The sequence below is a fragment of the Micromonospora sp. R311 genome (genome assembly GCF_056780015.1).
On the sequence record NZ_JBSWCE010000038.1, the window covers coordinates 58329 to 73044 of the forward strand.

16 protein-coding genes and 2 tRNA genes are annotated in these 14716 nt (G+C 70.1%); 8 read left to right on the plus strand and 10 right to left on the minus strand.

Translation table 11 applies throughout. The features are described from left to right. Positions 1–99 precede the first annotated feature (99 nt). From gyrA to AC1WTP_RS27520, 5 genes are all read left to right on the plus strand, one after another. On the plus strand, positions 100–2619 hold the full coding sequence (gene gyrA, locus AC1WTP_RS27500) for a DNA gyrase subunit A (protein ID WP_447139371.1): 2520 nt from the start codon (positions 100–102) through the stop codon (positions 2617–2619). A 4-nt stretch (positions 2620–2623) separates the two neighbouring features. Next, entirely contained in the window at positions 2624–3535 is a 912-nt protein-coding gene (locus AC1WTP_RS27505; RefSeq protein WP_481652150.1) for a DUF3566 domain-containing protein, read from the plus strand. 153 nt (positions 3536–3688) lie between these two features. After that, positions 3689–3762, plus strand: a tRNA-Ile gene (locus AC1WTP_RS27510). Positions 3763–3804: 42 nt separating this feature from the next. After that, complete coding sequence (locus AC1WTP_RS27515) at positions 3805–3933, plus strand: DLW-39 family protein (RefSeq protein ID WP_231928447.1); 129 nt, start codon at positions 3805–3807, stop codon at positions 3931–3933. Positions 3934–3976: 43 nt separating this feature from the next. Next, positions 3977–4052 (plus strand) — tRNA-Ala (locus AC1WTP_RS27520). Positions 4053–4107: 55 nt separating this feature from the next. On the opposite strand, the gene AC1WTP_RS27525 is transcribed toward AC1WTP_RS27520, so the two are convergent. Genes AC1WTP_RS27525 through AC1WTP_RS27535 form a run of 3 tightly spaced genes read right to left on the minus strand, consistent with a single transcriptional unit; the run spans position 4108 to position 7159 of the window. Beyond that, the gene (locus AC1WTP_RS27525; protein ID WP_481652151.1) at positions 4108–5220 is read right to left on the minus strand and encodes a tyrosine-type recombinase/integrase; all 1113 of its coding nucleotides are present in this window, start codon (positions 5218–5220) and stop codon (positions 4108–4110) included. A 35-nt stretch (positions 5221–5255) separates the two neighbouring features. Beyond that, positions 5256–5438 (minus strand): helix-turn-helix domain-containing protein, encoded by a 183-nt coding sequence (locus AC1WTP_RS27530; RefSeq protein WP_481652152.1) that lies wholly within the window; start codon positions 5436–5438, stop codon positions 5256–5258. Further along, complete coding sequence (locus AC1WTP_RS27535; RefSeq protein ID WP_481652153.1) at positions 5435–7159, minus strand: replication initiator; 1725 nt, start codon at positions 7157–7159, stop codon at positions 5435–5437. The genes AC1WTP_RS27530 and AC1WTP_RS27535 overlap by 4 nt, the downstream gene beginning before the upstream one ends. 38 nt (positions 7160–7197) lie before the next feature. Here AC1WTP_RS27535 and AC1WTP_RS27540 point away from each other — a divergent pair, with 38 nt between their 5' ends. After that, positions 7198–7485: a CPCC family cysteine-rich protein gene (locus AC1WTP_RS27540; protein WP_481652154.1), complete on the plus strand. Its 288-nt coding sequence runs from the start codon at positions 7198–7200 to the stop codon at positions 7483–7485. 14 nt (positions 7486–7499) lie between these two features. Here the strand turns inward: AC1WTP_RS27540 and AC1WTP_RS27545 are convergent, their stop codons facing one another. From AC1WTP_RS27545 to AC1WTP_RS27575, 7 genes are all read right to left on the minus strand, one after another. Further along, complete coding sequence (locus AC1WTP_RS27545) at positions 7500–8141, minus strand: GGDEF domain-containing protein (protein WP_481652155.1); 642 nt, start codon at positions 8139–8141, stop codon at positions 7500–7502. Continuing rightward, on the minus strand, positions 8138–8761 hold the full coding sequence (locus tag AC1WTP_RS27550) for a DUF2637 domain-containing protein (RefSeq protein ID WP_481652156.1): 624 nt from the start codon (positions 8759–8761) through the stop codon (positions 8138–8140). Before AC1WTP_RS27550 ends, AC1WTP_RS27545 begins: the two co-directional genes overlap by 4 nt. Beyond that, positions 8758–10017, minus strand: a complete 1260-nt coding sequence (locus AC1WTP_RS27555; RefSeq protein ID WP_481652157.1) for an FtsK/SpoIIIE domain-containing protein — start codon at positions 10015–10017, stop codon at positions 8758–8760. The genes AC1WTP_RS27550 and AC1WTP_RS27555 overlap by 4 nt, the downstream gene beginning before the upstream one ends. A 46-nt stretch (positions 10018–10063) precedes the next feature. After that, positions 10064–11290: an IS110 family RNA-guided transposase gene (locus AC1WTP_RS27560; RefSeq protein WP_481652158.1), complete on the minus strand. Its 1227-nt coding sequence runs from the start codon at positions 11288–11290 to the stop codon at positions 10064–10066. A 248-nt stretch (positions 11291–11538) separates the two neighbouring features. Then, positions 11539–11688: a hypothetical protein gene (locus AC1WTP_RS27565; protein ID WP_481652159.1), complete on the minus strand. Its 150-nt coding sequence runs from the start codon at positions 11686–11688 to the stop codon at positions 11539–11541. Between the two features lie 3 nt (positions 11689–11691). Continuing rightward, the gene (locus AC1WTP_RS27570; RefSeq protein WP_481652160.1) at positions 11692–12150 is read right to left on the minus strand and encodes a hypothetical protein; all 459 of its coding nucleotides are present in this window, start codon (positions 12148–12150) and stop codon (positions 11692–11694) included. Between the two features lie 88 nt (positions 12151–12238). After that, the gene (locus AC1WTP_RS27575) at positions 12239–12661 is read right to left on the minus strand and encodes a hypothetical protein (RefSeq protein WP_481652161.1); all 423 of its coding nucleotides are present in this window, start codon (positions 12659–12661) and stop codon (positions 12239–12241) included. Between the two features lie 198 nt (positions 12662–12859). Between AC1WTP_RS27575 and AC1WTP_RS27580 the strand changes: the two genes are divergently transcribed. Then, complete coding sequence (locus AC1WTP_RS27580) at positions 12860–13645, plus strand: GntR family transcriptional regulator (RefSeq protein ID WP_481652162.1); 786 nt, start codon at positions 12860–12862, stop codon at positions 13643–13645. 11 nt (positions 13646–13656) lie between these two features. Beyond that, on the plus strand, positions 13657–14340 hold the full coding sequence (locus tag AC1WTP_RS27585; RefSeq protein WP_481652163.1) for a 2'-5' RNA ligase family protein: 684 nt from the start codon (positions 13657–13659) through the stop codon (positions 14338–14340). Positions 14341–14716: the final 376 nt, after the last annotated feature.

The following is a 14716-nucleotide window of genomic DNA, read 5'->3' on the forward strand; positions in this document are numbered from 1 at the left end:
GGCCGACCCGTCGATCCACAGAGTTATCCACAGCTTGGCCGGTTTCCACAGCCGTTATCCACAGCACGAAAACGACTCTGAGTCTGATAAGGGTAAACAGTGACCGATTCCCCCGAGTCCACACCGAACGAGCCCGAGGTCCCCGAGACCATCGGTGCCGTCGTCGCGCACGACCGGATCGAACCGGTCGGGCTCGAGGTGGAGATGCAGCGCTCCTACCTCGACTACGCGATGAGCGTCATCGTCGGGCGGGCGCTGCCGGACGTGCGGGACGGGCTCAAGCCGGTCCACCGCAAGATCCTCTACGCGATGTTCGACTCCGGCTACCGGCCGGACCGCGGCTACGTGAAGTGCTCCCGGGTGGTCGGCGACGTGATGGGTCAGTTCCACCCGCACGGCGACTCGGCGATCTACGACGCCCTGGTCCGGATGGCCCAGCCCTGGTCGCTGCGCTACCCGCTGGTCGACGGCAACGGCAACTTCGGCTCGCCGGGCAACGACCCGGCCGCCGCCATGCGGTACACCGAGTGCAAGCTCGATCCGCTGGCCATGGAGATGCTGCGGGACATCGACGAGGACACCGTCGACCTCCAGGACAACTACGACGGCCGGGCCAAGGAGCCCACCATCCTGCCGTCGCGGATCCCCAACCTGCTGATCAACGGCTCCGAGGGCATCGCGGTCGGCATGGCCACCAAGATCCCGCCGCACAACCTGCGTGAGATCGGCGCGGCCGTGCAGTGGTGCCTGGAGAACCCGGAGGCCGACGAGGCCACCACCCTCGAGGCGCTGCTCGGGATCGTCAAGGGCCCCGACTTCCCCACCTACGGCCTGATCGTCGGCCAGTCCGGCATCCAGGACGCCTACCGGACCGGCCGTGGCTCGATCCGGATGCGTGCCGTGGTGGAGGTCGAGGAGGACAAGCGCGGTCGCCCCGCACTGGTGGTCAGCGAGCTGCCCTACCAGGTCAACCCGGACAACCTGGCCGAGCGGATCGCCGAGCTGATCAAGGAGGGCAAGCTCGGCGGCATCGCCGACATCCGCGACGAGTCCTCCGGGCGTACCGGCATGCGGATCGTGCTCGTGCTCAAGCGCGACGCGGTCGCCAAGGTGGTGCTGAACAACCTCTACAAGCACACCCAGCTCCAGGAGACCTTCGGCGCCAACATGCTGGCCCTGGTCGACGGGGTGCCGCGGACGCTCAACCTGGCCCAGTTCATCCGCTACTACGTCGAGCACCAGATCGAGGTGATCCGCCGGCGGACCGCGTTCCGGCTGCGCAAGGCGGAGGAGCGGGCGCACATCCTGCGCGGTCTGGCCAAGGCGCTGGACGCGCTGGACGAGGTGATCGCCCTGATCCGGCGCTCGCCCACGGTCGAGGACGCCCGGCAGGGCCTGATCCGGCTGCTGGAGATCGACGAGATCCAGGCCACCGCGATCCTGGACATGCAGCTGCGCCGGCTCGCCGCGCTGGAGCGGCAGCGGATCCTCGACGACCTGGCCAAGCTTGAGGTCGAGATCGCCGACCTCAAGGACATCCTCGCCAAGCCCGAGCGGCAGCGGCGGATCGTCTCCGAGGAGCTGGGGGAGATCGTCGCCAAGTGGGGCGACGACCGGCGGACCCAGATCGTGCCGTTCGACGGCGAGGTCTCGATGGAGGACCTCATCGCCCGCGAGGACGTGGTGGTCACGATCACCCGGACCGGCTACGCCAAGCGGACGAAGGTCGACCTCTACCGCTCGCAGCGGCGCGGCGGCAAGGGGGTCAGCGGCGCCTCGCTGCGGCAGGACGACATCGTCAGCCACTTCTTCATCTGCTCCACCCACGACTGGATCCTGTTCTTCACCAACAAGGGCCGGGTCTACCGGGCCAAGGCGTACGAGCTGCCGGAGGCCAGTAGGGTGGCCAAGGGCCAGCACGTGGCCAACCTGCTCGCCTTCCAACCGGACGAGCAGATCGCGCAGATCATCGAGATTCCGAACTACCAGGTGGCCCCCTACCTGGTACTGGCCACGAAGAACGGCCTGGTGAAGAAGACGCGACTCGAGGAGTTCGACTCCCCCCGCTCCGGCGGCATCATCGCGATCAACCTGCGCGACGAGGACGAGCTGGTCGGGGCGGCGCTCGTCGCCCCGACCGAGGACCTGCTGCTGGTTTCCAAGAACGCGCAGGCGATCCGGTTCAACGCCAGCGACGAGGCGCTGCGGCCGATGGGCCGGGCCACCTCGGGCGTGATCGGCATGCGGTTCAGCGAGGACGACGTGCTGCTGGCCATGGAGGTGGTCCGGGAGGGCCTGGACGTTTTGGTGGCCACGAACGGTGGGTACGCGAAACGTACCCCGATCGAGGAATACCCGGTGCAGGGCCGGGGAGGTAAGGGCGTGCTGACTGCGAAGATCACCGAACGTCGTGGTGGTCTGGTCGGTGCGGTGGTGATCGACCCGGACGACGAGCTGTTCGCCATCACCAGCAACGGTGGTGTCATCCGGACTCCGGTGAAGCCTGTACGCCGTACGCGTGACCGGAACACAATGGGGGTCAAGTTGATGGACCTCCCGGACGGCGTGACTATCGTGGCGATTGCTCGCAATGCCGACGAGCCTGACGAACAGGACTAGTTGAATGACGGAGACACAGGCGAAGTCGGGGAACACGGGGACCTCGGCCAACCCGGTCGACGAGGAGGCCGCCAAGAGCGGCACACCAGCGACCGGCCGCGCGGCCGTGGGCCGGGCGACGGTCCCCGCCGACGCGCCTGCCCCGAAATTCACCCGGGCTCCCGGGATGACGCCGCCGCCGGACAAGCCGAGCGACGACGCGGCTCCCGCCGACAAGACCGAGACGGTGGCGGTGGAGAAGCCGAGTTCCGGCGGCACCACCCCCAACCCCGCCCCGACAGCGGCGGCTGCGGCGGCCGCGAACCGGCCGTCGACCACCCAGCCGATCGGTGTACGGGCGGGCCAGTCGGCCGGCGCCACCGGAACCCAGCCGCGGGTCACTCCGGGCGCGAGGCCGCAACCGGACGGTGGCCGCCCGGGCGGCAGCGGTCGGCCCAACGGCGGCGGGCTGCCGCCGGGCATCAGCGGCGCGGCCGCCGTCGGGGCCGCGCGCGTGGGTGACGCGGTACGCGCCGCGCGTACGTCGGTCAGCTCGGCCGCCTCGCGCGGGCCGCGCCGGGCCCGGCTGAACCTCAAGCGGATCGACCCCTGGTCCGTGATGAAGTTCGCCTTCGCCGTGTCCGTGGTGCTCTTCATCGTGGTGGTGGTCGCCACCTCGGTGCTCTACCTGGCGCTGGACGCGATGGGCGTGTTCGCCAGCGTCAACGACAGCCTCACCGACCTGGTCAACGCCGGCGGCGGGCAGAGCGCCAGCGGCTTCCAGATCACCGCCAAGGGTGTGATCCTCAGCTCGGCGCTGATCGGCCTGGTCAACGTCGTGCTGTTCACGGCGCTCGCCACGCTCGGGGCGTTCGTCTACAACGTCTGCGCCGACCTGGTCGGCGGGATCGAGCTGACCCTCGCCGAGCGGGACTGAACGACGACCGGGACGCCGGGGCACCGCGAAAGCGGTCGCTCCGGCGTCCCGCACTCCGGTACGTTCGACAGGGCGACGGGAGCGTGCCGCACGGCCCAGGGCCCCGATTTGGGGCCGGCTGGGCCGATGGGTTAACCTTGCTCGTCGCTACGCGGGGCTATAGCTCAGTCGGTTAGAGCGCAGAGCTGATAACTCTGAGGTCGCTGGTTCGATTCCAGCTAGCCCCACCGCACACCGTCCGACGGCAGTCGAGCGCGAGGGGTAGCCCCATGTTCAAGAAGCTTCTGATTCTGGCCGGCGTCGTCGGTGTGGCCGCCGTCGTGGCCAAGAAGGTCAAGGCTTCCAACGACGAGCGCGCGCTCTGGCACGAGGCGACCACCGCCCCCGACCTGCGCTGATCCCGCTCGTCACTGCCAGCACCAGGCGGCACCGCCCGCCCGCGGGGCCCTAGCTCAACTGGCAGAGCACTGCCTTTGCAAGGCAGGGGTTAGGGGTTCGAGTCCCCTGGGCTCCACCAGCACTTTCCTTGGTTGATCTCGGCCCCGAGTACAGCCATCCGTACAGCCAAGCGGTCACGCCGTCCCCTCCTCGCCCAGCACCCGATCGATGGCCGAGGCAGCCTGACGAGCCCGCGCCGGCAGGACGTGCCCGTAGGTGTCGGCCGTCATCCGGATTGTGGAGTGCCCGAGCAGCTCCATCACCGTCCGCAGCTCCTCGCCCTGGTCGAGTAGGAACGTGGCGAACGCGTGCCGCAGGTCGTGCAGGTGCAGCCAGTCCAGGCCGGCCGCCACGCGGAGCTGCTCAAAGCGCCGGTTGACGTTCCGCGGCTCCATCGGCGTGCCGATCGTGCTGGCGAAGACCAGGCCCAGATCCGACCACACCTCGCCAGCGGCAAGCCGCTCCTTCGCCTGGCGCACCCGCTGCGCGTTCAACGCCCGAACGGCCAGCGCGGACAGCGGGATCGGCCGACTTGACCGGTGCGTTTTCGGCGGTACGAACGCCAGGCCCTTGTCGGTCCGCTGTAGCGTTTGCCGAACGAACAGCGCTCGCCCCGGCAGGTCGACATCCGACCACCGCAGGCCCAGCAGCTCAGCCCGCCGCAGCCCGGTCGCCAGCGCCAGCACGAACAGCGGCTCCAGCCGGTCGCCCGTGAGCGCCGACAGCAGACTCTTCGCCTCCTCAGGAGTGAGCGCCCGTCGCTCGGACCGGCCGAGAGCCGGCGGCTTGGCCGACTTGGCGACGTTGCGCGGCACCAGGTCCATCCGCTCAGCGTCGGCCAGGGCAACGCGTAGGACCGCGTGCACCTTGATGATGCTGGCCGGTGCCAGCTTGCCCCGAAGCCCGGTCAGGAACCGCTGCACATCCCGAGGCGTCAACCGATCGAGCTTCACCCGACCCAGCCCCGGCACCAGGTGCTTGCTCACCGCCAAGCGGTAGCGAGCCAGCGTGGAGGGCCGGGTCCCGTCGTGCGCCTTCACATTTCGCAGCCACTCCGTCAACCACGCTTCCACCGTCCGAGGCTGCGCCGTGAGGTCCACGCCGAGCTGGAGTTGCCGGCGCAGCTCGTCGCGCTTCCGGACCGCCTCAGCCTCGCTCTTGGCGTAGACGTACTTCCGCTTCCGCTTCCCGTCGATCCAGCCCAGATCGATCACCGCCGCCCAGACCCCCGGCCGCTGCTCGTACACCGAGCCCTCACCATGCGCACGACGCCGCCGGCCCGTCATGCCACGAACTCCTCAGTTGCCGAAAGGAACTCATCGATCGCCGACAGCGGAATGAGCCGGGCACGACCCGCCTTGATCGACCGCAGCCGACCCGACCGCATCAGCACATACACCGTGTCCCGGCACACGCCCAGCAGCGCGGCGGCCTCAGCCGGGCGAACGCTCTTACGCTCGCTCATGCTTCCTCCCCTTCCTGCTTTACCGACTGGGCCGAGCTGACTGCCGAAACATCGGGCGGGTCGGTGGTGCGTCTGGCGGCGTCGAGCTGGGCGCGCCATTGGATGCGTTCGGAGATCGCCCGCAGGACCCGGTGCCCGAGGGGCGGCACATCCGGGTCGGTGGGCTGGGCCAGTTCCCAGGCGTGGCGCTGCTCGCCGCCGGCCGGAGCCGCAGCCGCGTCGGTGGTGACGCCGAGGAGGGCCTTGACCCACTCGCGCCGGTCGGCGCGGTGGTCAGCGAGGGTCTTGCCGGACCACTGGCGGGAGATGAGGACGCGTCGGCCGCCGATGCCGAGGGTGTCCCGCTTGTGGACCTTGTTCTTGCAGTTCCCCGGCTTGAGCCCAGGCCGCGCCTTCTTGGGCTGCACCCCGTAGAGCAGCCAGTTCGCGCACCGCTCCGAACACGGCGTATGCCGCAGCTCCAACCAGAGCCGGTCCAGATGCGCCCGCTGGCGGCCGGTGGTGACGTCGTGGCAGTCGGCGGCCTGCTTGGTCAGGTACTTGGTGATGTAGCCGACGCACCGGTCCGCGTCCTTGCTTCCGGCGAGCACACCCTTGGCGTCAACCTGGACACCGAAGCGGACGACGTGCACGGGTTGCGCGTCGCGGTCGACGTCGACCAGGTCCAGGGCGTCATCCCACGACGGCAGCAGCCGGCCCGTGGCCGGGTCAACGTAGCCGCCCGCGTCGGCGTTCCACTCCGGTGCCTGACCGGGCTCGTAGACACGGTGGTCGACCGAGGGCCACCACACCTGGTGGTAGGTGGCGGCGGCCACCTGCCGGATCAGCGCGCGGGGGATGGTGCCCCGGATGGCGAAGTGCGCGTGTGGGGCGAGGCGGCGCTGAGGCTCGACGGCTCCGGCGTACTGGACGTTCCAGCCGACCGCGCGGCGCAGGTTCTGCCAGAACCGATCCAACAGCCGAGGAAAGTGCACCGCGTCCCAGGCCGCGCGCCGGTAGTCGTAGGCGTCCGGGTCGACCGGCGTCCCGTCCGAGTACACCCGCCCGTATGAGCCGAGCGTGAGGGTCAGGAACATCGACGGCCGAAACACGGAACCGTCGCGGCCCTCATAGGTGCGGCCCACGGTCCGGTTCTCGACGGGCAGCCGGGGCAGGTCGGGGGCGTCCTGCCGGCGCTTGGTCGACCGCACCCGCCGCTTCCCGTCGCCCGCCTCCTGGTCGCCGGTGGCGTGCGGGGGAGCCGGCCGGCCCCGGAGTCCGGTGGTGATCTGGGCGTCCAGCTCGCCGATGGCATCGTCCAGGTCAGCCACCTGATCCCACTGCGCGGCCCGGACCGCTTCATCACGAGCGAACTCGAGATGCGCCCGAGCAACGATCAGCGCCCGCTGCGCTTCGGTGGCCGGTTGGGGGCCGGGGTCGGGTTCGTCGTCGCGGTGCCAGCCCTCCCGGATCTGCTGCTGCCGCAGCCGGCGGGCGCGGGTGGCGCAGGCGGGGCACTTGGTCTCTTGGGTGGCGCCGCACGGCAGGTCAATGACTTCGGTCTGCCCGCTGTCCAGGTCGGTGCGGCGCAGGCTCACCGGGCGGGTGCAGACGCCGTAGTCGGCGGCCAGGTCCTTGACGACATCGACAGAGCGGGGCATGAGCATCCGGGCGGCCCGCGAGTCCGGCCGCGGCCCCTGGGTGGTGGGGTCGAGGCCGGGCAGCGTCGGGGTGAGGGTCATCGGCTCACCTCCGCGCCGGTGGTGGCAGCATTCCGGTCGTGGAGGGACCGTTCGTCAACGTCTTCCGTCAGGGTGAAGGCCCGTATGCCTGCCCGTGCTGCGGCTACCTGACCCTCGGCGAGCGGGGCGGCTACGAGATCTGCGCGGTGTGTTTCTGGGAGGACGACGGGCAGGACGACCACGACGCCGACCGCGTGCGGGGCGGACCGAACCGGAACCTGAGCCTGACCATGGCGCGGCGCAACTTCGCCGAGTTCGGCGCAGCCGACCGCCAGGACCTGCGGCACGTCCGACCGCCGAGAGACGACGAGCACCCGCTCACCTGAGCCGATCAGAGCCGTCATCGGCCCACCTCCGCAACCAGGTCACGAACCCGGACCACCGGGCGTCGGTCGACGGCCGGGGTGGTGTGGTCGTCGCGGTGCGGGTCGAACACGGCCACGCCGGTGCGGGTGGTTTTGGCCCGGTACATCGCCGCGTCGGCGTCAGCGAGGGCGGCGGCCAGGTCGGGGCGGGCGGGGGCGAGGCCGATGCTGGCGGTCACCGACACCACGACGCCGGAGGGCAGGCGGACGGGCACGGCGATCGCGGCGGCCAGCTGGCGCGCGGCGGCCGCCGGGTCGCGGTCGAGCAGGAGCGCGGCGAACTCGTCACCACCGAGCCGGGCCGCCACACCGTGCACCGACCGGAGCCGGTGGGCGACGGCGGTGAGCACCTGGTCCCCGGCGGCGTGGCCGTGGGTGTCGTTGACCGGCTTGAAGCCGTCCAGGTCGACCACCGCGACCCAGGGCCGGTGTTGGGCGAGCTGCGTCCACGCCTGGGCGAGGCCGGCGCGGTTGGCAAGGCCGGTCAGCGGGTCCCGGAGGGAGGCCCGTTGAAGGGCGGCGAGTTCGTAGCGGACGACAGAGAGCCGGTACTGATCCCAGGCGAAGACCCATAGGCCGGCGACCAGGAACAGGCCCGAGAGCAGGTGGTCCGTCATCGGGTGACCTCCCGAGTCAGCGGAGTGCCGTTACGGCGAGCGAGAGCAGCAGGGGGCACCGGGGCGACCGGGGCCGAGCGGGCCGGCTCGACCGGGACCAAGGCGACCGGTTCCGGAGTAGCCGGCGCATTGGACGGCGGCGTCGGCCGGACCGGCGTGGCCGGCGAGACAGCGGCGAGAGCAGCCGGGGTGGCCGGTGGTTCGTCGGCGGGTGCCGGGGTGGGTGCGGTGGTGAGGATCAGCTTGGACAGGCCGATGAAGGCCAGCGCCGGCACGGCGGACAGGAGCCAGCCGGACAGGCCGGGCTTGGCCACGGCGAGCTGCGCGGCCAGGGACAGGGTGACGGCGGCGACCAGGAGGAACATCGGGTAGCCGATCGGCCCGCCCGAGCGGCGTCGACGCCGAATCGTGAGCAGGGCGGCGACGGGCACCAGTTCGGAGATGACGGCGTTGGCCCAGCCGAACCACTCGCCCGTGCCGGCCGGGGAGTTGTCGAGCGTCCAGTCTTTGACGTGGGTGAACGAGGCGGCCCCGGCGAAGCCGGCGACGGTGAGCAGGATGGCGACCAGGACCAGGCCCTCCACCCGCTCCGCGCGCATGCTGGTCGGATGGGGCTTCATGCCGCACCGTCCAGGACTTCACCGTCGATAACCCGCAGCCGGCCGTACGTCTGCGCCATGTCGCGGATCTCGTCATCGCTGAGGTAGGAGAACCGCACCCGCATCGGTGTCGGATCGCCGTCGATGACCACGAAGCCCACGCCCGGCAGGGACTGTGGGATGCGGTCGCACAGCGCGCCCCGGTCGCGCATCCCGTCGCCGAGCACCAGGTCCACCTGCGCGGCCTCGGCCAGTCGCAGGCCGATGCGGGTCGGGAACAGGTCGCGGAACGGCAGGACTTCCTTGCGCGGGTCCTGAATCGCGGCCACCACGTGCACGCCCACCGCCCGACCCTGCGACAGCAGGATCGACAACGCGGCCTTGATCCGGTCCTTGAGCTGCCGGTCGGTCAGGTACGCGGTCAGGTTCGCCAGCTCGTCAATCACGAGGACGATCAGCGGCTCATCCACGGTCGGGATGTGCTGGCGGGTCCGGCCGCGCAGCTTCCCCGCGCGCTCCCGCGCCACACCAGCGGCTTCCTCTATGAGTTCGCACATGGCGGGGTAGTCCTTGCAGGCGAACCGGGCGAACATCGGCGCACCGATCCCCAGCTCCATCCCACCCTTGGGATCGAGGCCCCAGAGCTGCACCAGACCCGAGGTGACCCCAGCGGCCAGGGAGCGGACCACGGACCAGATGACCGAGCCCTTCCCCGCGCCGGTGGCGCCCACGACCAGGACTTGCGTGCCGAACAACCGGAGCGGGTAGCCGTCGCCGTCTTCCTGCCGACCGACCGGCAGGGCGGTGAACTCCGGAACGGCCGGCACGGGCAGCGGCCGGACCACCTTGGCGAGGGGGTCACCGCGGAACAGGTGCAGTAGCACCAACTCCGGACGCGGGCCGGGAACGGCCTTGACCTGGCGGACACCGAACGTGTGCGCCAAGCGTTCCGCGACGCGGGCGAAGTCGTCGGGGATCTGCCCCGTGACCATCCGCACCGTCACTACATCCACCCCGGCGGCGCACCGGACGCGGCGCAGGACGGGTAGGACGGTGTGGGCGTCGAAGGAGACGGCGAGTTTGGCCGTGACCATCGCGGCGTGCCAGTTCCGCCGGTACAGCCACCGCCGGTAGCGGGCCAGGGCCGGCCACCACGCGAACCGCAGCCACGATGGCCGGTGCCCGAAACCCCAGCCGGTCGACACGGCGACGACGGCGGCGACGACGCCGACCGGGCCAGCCCAGCCGTAGCGCAGGTAGAGCCACGTGAAGAACATTGCCGGGGCGGTGACGTACCAGAAGACATCCCACGCCCGTAACTCGTCAAGCGGCGGCCAGTTCTGGCTGGTCGGTTGACGACCAGGCGATGGTTTCGGCGTATGGGCGGTGATGGCGTAGGCAGCCGTGGAGGATGCCGACGAGCCGGTTGGCCAGGGCGCGCAGGGCCTGGTGGTGGGTAGCCCCGCGGGCGCGGCGGGCGTCGTAGTAGGCGCGGGCGCCGGGGGACTTGGTGAGTGCGGTGAAGGCCTGCAGGTAGAGCGCGTCGCGGAGACGTTTGTTGCAGGCCACTCGGGCGAGCACGGCCCGGCGGGTGCCGGAGGCGCGGGTGATCGGGCTGGTTCCGGCGTAGTTGCGGCGGGCTTTGGCGTCGGTGAAGCGGGCCGGGTCGTCACCGAACTCGGCGAGCACCCGGGCGGCGAGAACTGCTCCCAGCCCCGGCTGGGAGCGCAGGATCCCGGCGTCCGGGTGCCGGTCAAAATGGGCGACCAACTCGCCTTCGAGGGCCTCGATCTGTCGGGACAGTTCCGCCAGTACCCGCACCAAGGCCGACACGGTGTGCCCGAACGCGACCTCCACCGCCGGCAGCGCGGACAGCTGTTCACCGCGCAGCGCGGTCTGGATGGTTCCCGCGCGGGTGTCGATGTTGCGATGCCGTCCGGCGCGGCGCAACGCCGAGGCAATCTTTGCCTGGGACAGCGCCCGGCCACGCGCTGGCGTCGGGGCAAGTTCCAGCACCGCCAAGGCATCACGGCCGGCCACCTCGCCGAACGCGGCCAGTGCGGCGGGGTAGAACTCCCGCAACGTCGAACGCAATGCATTGGCCTGCCGCTGCCGCGACCAAATCAGATTCTGATGCGCCCGGGCCAGGACTTTCACCGCCTCGGCCAGCGCGCTGTCCCCGGCGATCGGGCGGTGGTGCTGCCGGTCGGTGCGCACCAGGTCGGCCAGGACCTTCGCGTCCCCGGCATCGCTTTTCGCCCCCGACGTGACATGCCGCTCGCGGTAACGGGCCACCGACAGGGGATTGACCGCATACACCTGATAGCCGGCCGCGAGCAGCGCCTGGACCCACGGCCCCCGGTCGGTCTCGATCCCGACCACCACCGCGGCCGGCTCCTCTTCGCCGAGGTGATCGGCGACCAGTGCGTGCAACGCGGCCATCCCGGCCACCCCTTCAGGCAGCCGCCGGCGGGCCAGTCGCCGACCCCTCTCATCCTGCACTTCCACGTCGTGGTGGGCCTCGGCCCAGTCGTCACCGATGAACAGCACCGCAGTCTCCCTCCCCATGGCGCCGGCGCCGGTCATGCCCGAATACCGTGAGGAGGACCGCGCACGCGCTAATGGATCAGTGCTCAATCAAGACCCGACGGCACGCCATCCCACCAGTCGTCTCGCCCCCTCACCAACCAGAGGCGGCACGATCTTTTGGTAGACCTCGAAGGCCTGCGGACAGCAGTGCTCGACCCCTGGCGGCTCGGACCTAACCCATCTATCACAACGGGCCGGTTCGACTCCCATTAGCGGACGAGGACCAGGACCAGCCGGCCGAGCGCCTTCAATGTCCACCAGGACAGGGCCAGCCAGAGCGGGATGCGGACGAACGGCGTGCGGACGTTGATCGGGGCGGGGTCGATCCTGTCACCCCGGATCACATTGACAAGCGGCATCCGTCAGCCCTCCCCGACCGTTGCGGCGAACAGGGAGCCCTGCCCCGGCGCACCCGGACGGCGGCGCACGACCCGACGACGCACGGTCGGGCGGGCCGGGACGAGCGCGGCCAAGTCGACCGGTCCCGTCTGCGGAGCGGGGACGTGGCGGGTCATGGTCGGCAGCCACCGGCCACGACCGAGCACCGCGCGCAGGTCGACCCGGTCGGAGACGTGCGGGGCGATCAGGTCCGGATCGAGGTGCCGCAGCTTCACCACCGTCCGCGCCAGGGCAGCGGCGGCGGCGGAAATCTCCACCAGCGCAGCCACCCGGACGGCGTCGGCGGGAATCGCGGTGTAGACCTCGCGAGCAGCCCGGATACCCGGTGCGGCTAGCCGCATGACCGTGCGGCGATGAGTCTTGCGTAGTGGTGCGGGGCGCGGGTTCCCGGCGATGCGGGCAGCGTCAGCTAGCGTGGGCATCAACCCACTCCTTCCGAGGAGATTCCGGGGAGACGCGGGGCGGGAGTCGTCTTGGCGGAGGAAGCCCGCCCCGCGCGTCCAGGTTTGGTCAGGCCGCCTGCTTCACGACGGCTTCGGTCATGGCCCCGGCGCGGATCGACCACGCCTGACGGGCCCGGCACTTCCCCGAGCCCTTGCACCGCTGCGAGTCGACGTACGGGGTGAGGGTCACGTCGGTGAACTCCACCGTCGGCGGATAGCCGGGGATCTTCGACGCCGGCGGCACCGGCTGGACCGGGGCGGCGATCTTCACCTTCACTTCCTTCGACCCGCCGAACTTGCCGGCCTCCGGGTCCAGGTCCAGCACCTTGACCACCCACAGCCGCTCGCCGGTGTCCTTGTCGCGGGCCTGGTCGTCGCCCTGCCCCCGCTTGTCGAAGTCCGTCATCGGCTCCACACCCAGGCACAGCGCGCCGTGCGGGAAGACGTAGTCGAACGGAACGGGAACTTTGATCGTGTTCGGGACTGCCATTGCCCCTGCCTCCATCTCGCCGCCGGGCACTTCCCGGACTTGGCTCGGTCATTGAGACCTATAGAGGACCGTAGGGGACAGAGAGGCTAGACCTCGACTCCTCTATAGGACTGACTGTTTCAGATGACGAACACCGACCAGCGGTACGGTGGTCAAGAGGGGTAGACCTCCATAGGACAGGCCCAGAACGGGGCAGGCATGACTGACGATCTCGGCGCTAAAGCGCCCAAGTACTTGCAAATCGCGGCCCAGCTACGCAGGGAAGTGCGCGAGGGCAAGTTCAAGCCCGAAAACCGGCTCCCGGCCGAAACGGCGCTCGCAGAGCGCTTCCGGGTCAGCCCGATCACCCTTCGCAACGCCATCGGCGTCCTCCGCGCCGAAGGACTCATCGAGTCCCGCCACGGCGTCGGCACCTTCGTCCGGGAGAGCCGGCGGCTGCAACGCCGCTCCCGCGACCGCTACGGCCGAGCCCGCAAGGACCAGCAGTTACTCACGTCCCACCTCCGGCACGAGATCGCGTACGCCGGGCGAGCACCGTTGCCCGCACACATCGCAGAGGTGATGGGTGCAGAGCCCGGCAGCGAGGTGGTCATCAGGCGCCGCCACCTCTTCGACCGAGAGACCGGTAGGCCCGAGGAGATAGGTGCCAGCTATATCCCCATGGAGATTGCCGGCGGCACCTTCCTGGAAGAGCCGACCGTCGTGCCCAAGGGCCTGTTCCTCTGCATCGAGGACCTGAGCGGCAAGCGCTACACCACGGCGCGCGACCAGTGGGTTGCACGGCTCCCAACGGCCGAAGAGGCAACTGCCCTCAGCCTGCCCATGGGCGCGCCGGTCATGCACGTCATCCACGTCGCCCGAGCCGAAGACGGCACCATCCTGGAGGTGTCCGAGTCAGTTTGGCCCGCCGACCGAATCATGGTCATCGACGAGTACGACGTAGAGCCGACGGCGACTGAGCCGGAAGCCCCGTCCGAGGTCTGATAGGAGAAGCGATGGCACTAGCTGACCTTGCTCCGGGACAGCACGCCGACCAGGTCCACGACCACTGGTGGTGGCGGCCCGGATGGCGGGTGGGCCGCCGCTTCTACGCGTTCCACGTCACCTTTGAAGATCAGCCGGACCTCTACCGCCTGGCTGACACGTACCGGTCGGCATTGAACGTCGCGCCGCCCGTGACCCTCATCCCAAACGAGTGGCTGCACCTAACCATGCAGGGCATCGGGTTCGCCGACGAGACGACGGACGAGACGTTGGCCGCCATCATCAAGGAGACCGGCGCACAGCTCGCCCGACTACCCGCAGTCGATGTCAGATTCGGTGAGATTGTCGTGGCGGACGAAGCGATCGTCATGCCGGCGACGCCCGCCGAGCCCGTCCAGCAGATGCGCGCCGCCACCCGGACGGCCATCGGCCGCGTCCTCGGTGAGGACCAGGTCCCCGAAGACCACCACCGATACCGGCCACACGTCAGCATCGCCTACCTGACCGCAGATGGACCAGCCGAGCCGTACATCCGCGCCGTCGAGCACATCACGCCCGAGCACGCCACGGTACGGATCCGCCACGTCGACGTGATCGAGATGCACCGCGACCGGCAGATGTACGAGTGGTTCGTCGTGAGTCGGCTGCCACTCCCTGAGTCGCTGCCCCAGCGTTCCAGCGCACTGCCGAATTGACCTCTTAAGGGATCAAGGCGGCCCGCAAGCGGGCCGCGCCGGCCCGGCCCCGGCCTGCTGGCGACCTCCGGCCGGCATCGGCCGGGCCGGCCGGCCACGCTTCGGACGACCAAGCCTTTGAAGACCTCGGGGCTCCGCCCCGAACCCCGACCCTCCTCAGAGATGCCGCCGCAGATCACCTCGCCGGGCACCACAAGGGCTACCAGCCTCCCCGGACGGGGCCAAGGTCGTTCGTCCGGTAGGGCGCTCCACCTTGTCCCCGTCAGGGGAGGCCGGACGGTCTGCGACTGCCCGACGAGCCCGGGTTCGACGTAATTCGGCGGGCCTGGAGGTCCTGCGAGGCGGAATGCGCTGGTCGGCGGGTCGCGAGAGGCAG